Source organism: Paraburkholderia humisilvae (assembly GCF_902859855.1).
Taxonomy (GTDB): domain Bacteria; phylum Pseudomonadota; class Gammaproteobacteria; order Burkholderiales; family Burkholderiaceae; genus Paraburkholderia; species Paraburkholderia humisilvae.
The window spans coordinates 1-8,949 of sequence record NZ_CADIKH010000124.1; the positions used below are offsets into that span (position 1 = coordinate 1).

Sequence of the window (8,949 nt, forward strand, 5' to 3'; positions counted from 1 at the left end):
GTCGCTCGCAACAAGCTCAAAAGCGCTCAGCACCGACCTTCGATCATCGCCGCGTGCTGGATTCAGGCAACCTTGTGGTGACGTCATGATTTATGGAAAGGTCAATAGACGGTGATAAGCGTACGCTCTCACTCGATCTGCGTTTTCGCCAGATCATAGAAACTCCCCCGTTTTTCAATCAATTCGTTATAGGTTCCCTGTTCAACTACGCTGCCGCGATCCATCACGATCACACGGTCCGCGGCCTTGATCGTGCTAAGTCGGTGCGCGATCACGATGCGAGTGATCTTCATGCTGTTGATATGTTCGCTAATGACGGTCTGCGTCACGTTGTCCACCGCGCTCGTAGCCTCGTCGAGCAGCAACACTTTTGGCCTCTTGACCAGCGCCCGCGCGATCAGGATAAGTTGCTTCTGGCCGCCCGAGAGCATGCTGCTATTGGCGCTAAGGTGCGTATGCATGCCATTGTCCAGTCCCTTGATGTGGCGCTCGCAGCCGGCGAGGCGCGCTGCTTCCCAGGCATCCGCCTCGCTGCGCGTAGTACCACCGATAATATTGGACAGCACCGTACCCTCGAGGATGCGACCATCCTGCAGGACCACGCCCATTTGGTCGCGAAGCGTACGCAGATCTATGGTCTGCATGTCGACATCGTCAAAAAGGATTGCACCCGACTCGCACTGTTCAAAGCCGAGCAATAGGCGAAATAAAGAGCTCTTCCCCGAGCCTGATCCACCGACCAGTGCGACGAATTCACCCGCGCTAACCTTAACGTTCACATTGCGTAAAGTGAGATCCGGTGCATTTTTGTAGCGGAAATTGACGCCGGTGATCTCGATGTCTCCGTTTAACTCACCGATGTCGCGTTTGCCCTCGTAGTCCTCGGTGTTGGCCTTGAAAATAGGGAGCATCATGTCGTAGGCTGGCTTCAGGCTAATTAACGGCACCGTCACCATAAACGCATTGATTAGTGCTCCTTGAAACGTGAGATATGCGGAATTGAAGCCGACGAAGTCGCCAAACTGGAAGGTCCGGACCGGCGCCGTCATCAAATGGTAGACACGCAGATAAATACAGATCGACGCAAAAATCGGAAAGGCGAAGGTGAAAATTTCCGCCGCGATCAAGAGGCGCTGTTTGCCTATGTAGTGATGCTTTTGCTGCGCGAAGCGTTCCGCCCAGATATCGAATACCTTGTCGCTAGCGCCGGTCATTCGGATCTTCTGAATGCCACGCATCATCATCATCAGGAACCCTGATATAACCGCTTCCATGCGCATGTAGCCGGCAACGTACTTGTAAGCGAGGATGCTGATCGTCAGCGTGAACGCCGCTACCACGGTTCCCAGCGCTAGCGCGAGGACGGCCAGCCAAACATCGTAGTACAGCATCAACGCGAAATTGAGTAGCGAGAACTGGAGAGATACCAGTGCACTCATCACGTTGGCAGAGAGAACGGTGCGGATCTTTTCGATGCCGAGCGCGCGCTCGGCAAGGTTTCCTGGATCGTATTCAGAAAAAAACTGTGTCTTGATCGTGAGAAGCCGATCGAGCACTGCGCCCTGAAGTTTGTAACTGGCGCGCCCCTCGAAGCGCAGTACCGCGATCGAGCGCGCGAGCTCGATGACACCTAGCACGCAAACGAGCGTGAGCAACAACGTGCCTATTGTCCACAGATCACGGTAGCTATCCCCGGGAACAATCTTGTCGAATATCTCGCCCGATGCCCAAGGAATCACGAGTTGCAGCAAAGCACCGGTGAGCCCGAGGACGAAAAAAAAGATTACATCGCGCCAGGTAAACGCGAGCGCATAGCGCAGCAGTGCGAGCGGCCGCACCGTGCCCTTTGGCAGCGGCGTGAAAAAACTGTGCGCCTGTGCGCCGATTTCATGCACATTCGCGGCGCTAACTATCCGGCGGCGGCCGCTGCGCAAATCATATTCCTGATATTTACCGCGTCTAAATATCAGCGCCAAAGGTGCGGCGTCAGCGGCACGCTGGGCAAGGAAATTTCCGTTATCGCTCTTCCACCACCCCTGCGGCAATACGACGGCCTGCGCGCGCACGTTCGAGGCGCGCAAGATGCGATCAAGGGGGGTCGCGGCCTGATTGGCGTTGGCGAACGGCGCCTTGAATAAAATTCCCTCTCGTTGGCCGATCAGGCGACACGTCTCCAGCAGAATTTCGTCGGAGGACTTGGGGTCAAGCGGCGTAGCCACTTCGATCGGTTGCCGACCAAGGCGGACCTCTGCGTTGAGCAGCGAATGTGCGTGATCCCGCGACATTTTTCGAAAACCGAACGACTTCTTCACGCGACGCAGCGTGGCAACGTCGGGCTTAGCGGAGGGTGCCTCAGTTCGCCTTTCGTTCGCCATCTCAAGCCTCTACTGCCAGATGGTAGTAGAGCCCAGCCTTCTCACCCATGAGCTCCTCGTGGCTGCCACGCTGAACTACCTTGCCCTGGTCGAGCACTAGAATCTCGTCGTAGTCGCGGATCGTCGAAAGACGGTGCGCAACGGTAAGCGTAGTACAGCCGTAACCCTTCAGGTTCTCCGTCACTTGCTGCTCGGTATGTGAATCGAGCGCCGAAGTGGCTTCGTCAAGGAAGATCACCGACGGGCGCATCAACAGGCCGCGCGCGATCTCAATGCGCTGGCACTGACCACCGCTGAAATTGCTGCCGCCATTCTCGACTTTCGACTCGTAACCTCCGGGTTTCTCGCAAATCGTGTCATGAATGGTCGCGTCGCGGGCAGCGCGCACAATGTCTTCCTGATCAATGGAGCGGTTCCACATCGCGATGTTGTCGGCTACCGTGCCAGTGAACAGAAAAATGCTCTGGTCTACCATCGCCACGTTGGCGCGAAATACGTCCGTGTTGATGGTATCTATTGGCTTGCCGTCGTAGAGGATTTCGCCAGCATCGGGAGGCATCAACCCGGCGAGCACTTTGAGCAGCGTGGATTTACCGCAGCCCGAGCGCCCGACAAGAGCGATGCGGGTGCCTGGCGAGATGCTGATGGAGAAATCGCGAATCAGGGGCTCAGCAAACTTGTTGTAACTGAAGCTCAGATCGCGCACCTCGATTGCACCAGCCAGTCTCGCATTCAGGGGCGTGACCTGGTCGATGCTTTCGCGTCCTCCCTGTGCGCACAGGGGGTCTATGGGAAGTTCGCGCACCTCGATCAGATTGTTGATGTTGGCAACGTTTTCCTGGAAGCCCTTTCCTCCGTCGACGCACTGCTTCACCGGCCTCGAGAAGCTGGCTAGCAGGCTCTGCATGGCCGTGAAAACGCCGATGGAGATCTCGCCCTTCATGATCAACGCGCCTCCGACGAGCACGATTAATACCGAATTCAATTGCGTCAGGAAATCCGGCATCACGGTAAGGATGCGTGATGTGAACCCCAGACGTTGGTTCTCGTTGATCGCCGAGACGAGGTAGCCCGACCATGTTATGAAAGCGGTGTTCTCCCAGCCTTGCGCCTTGACCGTCTCGATATTCTGAATCAAATCGCTAGAGGCGCTGAAAGCACGCTGCTGCTTCTTGTAGAGCGCCTGGTTCATCGCCGTTCGGCGTGCCGATACGTAGCGTAGTACTACGAAGTTTACGACAATGACCGTCACGCCAACCGTCGTCAGAACCTCGTTGTACTTGATCATCACCAAGGCACATAAGCCGACATTGAGCAGCGCCAGAACAACGACCGACACGGTGCGTGTAAGCAGCGTGGCGACTGCATCATTGAGCACGATGCGTTTGATTGTGTCGCCGGCCGGGTTGTTCAATAGAAAGTTGTACGGAACCTTGAGCAGATGGTCGACAAAGGTAACTGACTCACTGATCGCCATCCTGATTTCCGTCTGTAGAAGCACACGCTGCTGCAAGAAGATTAGGATCGAGCCGAGCACCAACGATGCGGCCATGAACGACAGCATCGGGTAGAACCAGTTGGTCTGCGTGTGCGTAAGGATGTCGTCGAAGAACAGCTCATTCAACATGGGCGACACGATGATGGGGATCAGTGTCACCACACCGGCACAGATCACGTAGGTCAGCCCGGCCTTTTCTCTGCGCAGCCGACGCAGCAATTCGCCGGATCGCGACGTCACCGGCTTAATCGGGTTGAAACTGGCATTTGGCGAGAGACGCAGCGCGAGGCCATTCCAGTCATCGGTGAGCGCCTGCAACGTTTTTGTTACACGGCCGTGCTCCGGATCGTGCAGAGTGAAGCCACTCGCACCACCTTTGATCAGCAACTGGTAGCGCCCTCCCTTGTCCTGGATCAGCATTGGCAAAGACTCGCGCGCGAGCTGCTCAGGTCGTAGGGTCAAAGGATTCGCACTCAAGCCAAAACGCTCAGCCACGGCAAGGAAGCTGCGCACCTCGAGCTCGTCGACCCGAAAGCCGCAGGCAAGCTTGACATCGACGAGCTTGGGATGGGATCCAAACTGCGCCAGCAACATGGCTAGGCACACGGCAGCGGATTCTCCTGGCCGTGCCTGCACGATAACTGGAATGGAGGTCGACATTGACACTTTGATCACCCGGGTCTAATCGACAAGTTTCTTGAAAGTCGGGATGAGGTAGTCGACCGGCGCTTTGTCCTGGACATGCACGTAAGCATTGCCAAGGCTTCCAACGTCGATACGGTATGGGGGACCTTTTCGGCTAGTCCAGGCATAACCGCTCGTAGTGCTGCTATCGCGCTGCAACTCGATTTCGACGCGGTACACCGGGCCGGTCGCTGTGATCTTGCCGATCAGCAAGTCGTTCTGAAGATTGTTACGCAGTTGATCGGCGGTCGAGACGAAGTCGTCAACATTGACCACCTTGCCAACTAACCACCCATATAAATTGTGATCGACCGTGAGCAGTCCGACGTCCACACGCATGCCAGGAGCGATGCGATCATCAGCGGTATATGGAACATATAGAACAAACTGGTAGGGGGCGCTGGCGCCATCCTCTTCGAGCACGATCAAGGATTGGCCTCGTTGCGCGACAACGTTGTCCGCGATGTTCACCGCGATGACACGGCCTGATCGGTCAGCGCGAATAACTGTGCTGCGCGCGTACTGATCATTGAGAACAGCCAACTGCTCCTGCAGGTTTAAGAGCTGGTTGGCCTTGACCTTCTCGGTCATGTCGGTCTGCATCTGCCATTGAAGTTGGTCGAGACTTTGCTGCCGAATGCTAGTCCGGATCTGGTCTCGCTCTACTTTTGCAGTAGAGAGCGCCTGCGCGGTATCGTTCACTGTGGACCGGAGAACGTACCCTTGAGCCAGTAGTTGCCGCTGCTTGAGAAGCTGATTATCTAAGAACTCGATTTGTGAGTTAGCTCCTGCGAGCTGGGCCTCCAGGCGCGTGTAATCGAGCGAGCGCAACCGGTCGCGCACTGTCGAATTCTGTTTGTCGCCCGTACGCAGGATGTCGAGCTCCGCCGACACGGTCTTTATCTGCGTCTTTAGCGAATCGATCTGGCCGGCGATATCAGGTTGCTTCAAGCGCAGCAGCACGTCACCCTTTCGGACCGACTTGCCATAGTAAGCAACAATGCTTGCGACTTGCCCCGTGGCTGGCGAAGTGATGCTATGCAAGCCTTCAGTGGAGACGACCTCACCAAAGCCCTGAATGCGCCTCGGAATCGAGCCGAATAGCCCCCAGATCACAGTACCCATGCCAAGCAGCACGAACGCTGCCAAAGCCGAACGGTAAAGCGGGCTGCGTACCATCAAGGCCTCAGCGCCGGTTGCACCCTCTACGGCGGGAGGCATAGGAGAAGAACGAACCACGAGCTCGCCCCGCGATGTTAACGACGCTTCGGTGGAACCAGTGGCTCAGGCCGAACCAGTGACTCCGGCTGAACAAGCGGCGCCGGCGGAATCGGTGCATCTGGCGGAGCCAGTGACTCAGGCGGAATCGGCGCATCTGGCGGGACCAGTGATTCTGGCGGAATTGCGGCCTCGGGCGCACCTGGTAGCGTTGGCGCCATTACCGCCGGCATCACCGGTAACCTCGGCACAGCCAACGCCTCAGGAGCAAGCGGTACCTCAGGAGCAACCGGCGCCTGGGGTGGAACCGGTGCCTCCGGGGGAAACGGTGGCACCGGCGGGACCATCGCCTCTTGACGAACCGATGGCGTCGGCGGATCCGAAAAAGGGGGAGCGGGGATTTTCGGAATTTTGAGGTTGGGGAAATAGTTCGCCATAATCGCCTCCATATAAATTACCACCAGTTAATGCTTTGTCATAAATACTAACTTTTTACAAATCACATAAAATAAATTTTCTATTACAAATAAAATATCGTCTGCCGTAAATTATTTCCGTGCCAATTTGCCTCTACTTCGATTGCTATTCGCCAATCGGTGCGGGCTGCGACGGAAGTACGGTTCGATCAATGTGCTGCTGTATATAAATGACGTAGATAATGGTAAAGCCCGTGAATACATAGTTGACGACTGACGTGCTAACCTGAATCTGATTGTAGCCATTCACGCCGTACCGATTGAGCAATACCGACCTGATAGCGATGCTCGCTATTTCATGCAACATCAGTAACACGGTAAACTTATAGAAGTGGTGGATGTTTCGAGGATGACGGTAAAGCATCCTTGCGCGCTCGCGAGGGACACCCATTCCATGCGCGTAGTCTATAAAAAAGAACATCCCAAGGGGGCGTTTCAGCAGCATTGTAAGCATGTAAAAGGTAAGCACTGTGCAACTTAGCCACACTGGATTCCACAATGCTTGATTCGCATTTGAAGACGCGAGGTCAACCAAGAGGTTCAATACGATAACGACCAGAAAGAACACTCCGGAGACGCTCCACTCCTTTTTTAAGACGACCGTGGCAATGGTGTAAAGCAGCCCCGGAACCAGGCCGACCAGAATCAGTCCGTAGTCGCTCATGTGACCGCGCAACAGATTCCAACTAAGCAGCGGCAGGCCAAGATAGATCAACAATTCGATAAAGATTCTTCTTTTCATCGATGTCCCGCTAGTTCAGTGTAAATACATTCTTTTCATCAAGCACTTCCGGACTTCAAAACGCTTCGGACGAGCTCGCGCGAGGTATAGCGACTTTTATACGTATTCCTTGTTCATATTTCAAGAATTACGCCGACTTGACATATATATCGTTCAAGAAAACGTTTTAACTAAATTTTTTCAGATACCAATGGACACTTTTTCCTAAATTCTGAGATTCCACTCTTACCCGCGCAATCTCGTCAAAAGCAAGCGTGTCCGCTTACAGCAGTAAAGCTCCTTCACTGCAAAAGTGCGTTGATCGTCTCCAGGTCCGCCGGAGTGATGGCCCCGACCATCTGCCTGAGAACTAGGCTATCGAGCACGAACTGGTGGCGCGCCTGTGAGTAACTGACCTGCGCGTTAAGCAAATTGGTTTGGCTGGTAAGCATGTCAAGGAGGGTCTTGCTACCAGCCTTGTAGCTGGCTTGCGCCGCGTCCACTGCACTCTGCGCAGACACCAGAGCCGCACGTGTTGCCTCGATTTGCTTAATGCCAGAAATCACAGCACGGTAGGCATTTCGCGTTCCGGCGGCGACGCGACGGCGAGTCCCCTCAAGTTGATCCTGGGCGGCATCACGCTGAAAGATGGCTTGACGCGTCTGCGCGGACGCGTAACCCCCTGAAAAAAGCGGAATGCTCAGCGTCAGACCGATCGTGGTACTACCAGTCCTCGTAGTGGAATAGTTGAACCCCGGCGCAATGATCTGGCCAGTCTCTGTGCCCCACGCTTTAGTAATGGTGCGCTGGAAGGAGCCGGAAAGCGTCGGAAGATGTCCGGCGCGCGCAGTGCCTACGCTGTAATCGGCGGCCTCAACCGTCTTCTTTGACGCAGCAAGTTGCGGGTTCTGTTTATAGCTAAGTTCGACCCAAGCCTGCTCGTCGGCCGGGTCGGGCTTGTTGAGTGGCACCTGCTCTCGCAACGTCTTGAGCGTGCCGAATTCTCTGCCGATAATCTGAATAAGGCGTTCGCGCGCACTATCGACTTCATTTTGCGCCGCAACGACCTGCGCAACCGAAGTATCGTACTGCGCCTGTGTCTGGTTCACATCAGTGATTATGCGCTCGCCGGCCTGGTATAGCGCCTTGATTTCGTTCAGTTGTTGCCCAAGGAATTTCTGATTGGCCTTCGCGAAATTTAGCTGCTCCTTTGTGCTCAGCACATCAAAGTAAGCCTCTGCCGTACGCACAATAAGGTCTTGCGAATCACCGTCGAATACGTAGTCAGCGCCATCGGCCGATGCTTTTGCGCTACGCAATCGCATTATATTCGCCCAACTGAACAACATAACATCCATCGAAATTCCAGGAGCGCTACTTTTGCCTTCAGTATAGGTGCTGGACGGAGTGATATAGTTTCCTTGGTAATCCTGAGTGAGGGCGGTAGTTTGCGCACTGATGAACTGGCGGCCGTAGGTGTAGTTGGCATTGACTTGCGGCAGCAAGGCAGAGCGCGCCATGTCCACATTCTCGTGGGTCGCTTTTCGGGTTGCATCGGATGCCGCAAGCGTGGGATCAGCCTGGCGCGCGAACTGGTAAATCTGAATAAGATCCTCGGCCCGCGCCAACGGCGTTAGTAAGGCCAGAACAAGTGCGGCAGTGGGCACTTGACGGCAGACACGATGAGGCCAAATCTCCGAGTTGAACATGGCGTTCGCGACGACTCCGCTGGCGTAGGCTCTCCGATAACCTCTGCGGCATTCCCGGGATGATTGAAGATTGATCATTGCGAGTCAACGTAGACGGCTGTGTTCCCGCTAAGAGAACCGCAACGCGTGAGATACCATACGCGCGGAACCGCTGAATCCACCTATTGAGTTTCCCATAAAACATGACAACCGATTCGATGCTGGCGCGTTATATCTCTAACGGATTGAATGGAGATACGCGCCATGGCAAAGAAGCCGTTGGACGAGG

Annotated in this window: 5 protein-coding genes; all 5 read right to left on the bottom strand. The window is 55.0% G+C overall.

Annotated elements, in window-relative coordinates; genetic code table 11:
• Positions 1-128: 128 nt before the first annotated feature.
• Entirely contained in the window at positions 129-2,312 is a 2,184-nt protein-coding gene (locus tag HV796_RS38635; protein ID WP_217478159.1) for an ATP-binding cassette domain-containing protein, read from the bottom strand.
• Positions 2,313-2,376: 64 nt separating this feature from the next.
• Positions 2,377-4,533, bottom strand: coding sequence for an ATP-binding cassette domain-containing protein (locus HV796_RS38640; RefSeq protein ID WP_175233066.1), 2,157 nt, complete (start codon positions 4,531-4,533; stop codon positions 2,377-2,379).
• A 21-nt stretch (positions 4,534-4,554) separates the two neighbouring features.
• Complete coding sequence (locus tag HV796_RS38645; protein ID WP_175233067.1) at positions 4,555-5,736, bottom strand: NHLP bacteriocin system secretion protein; 1,182 nt, start codon at positions 5,734-5,736, stop codon at positions 4,555-4,557.
• A 621-nt stretch (positions 5,737-6,357) separates the two neighbouring features.
• Positions 6,358-6,993, bottom strand: coding sequence for a VC0807 family protein (locus tag HV796_RS38650; RefSeq protein ID WP_175233068.1), 636 nt, complete (start codon positions 6,991-6,993; stop codon positions 6,358-6,360).
• Positions 6,994-7,274: 281 nt separating this feature from the next.
• A complete protein-coding gene (locus tag HV796_RS38655; protein WP_175233069.1) occupies positions 7,275-8,681 on the bottom strand; it encodes a TolC family outer membrane protein in 1,407 nt (468 codons plus the stop codon).
• Positions 8,682-8,949: the final 268 nt, after the last annotated feature.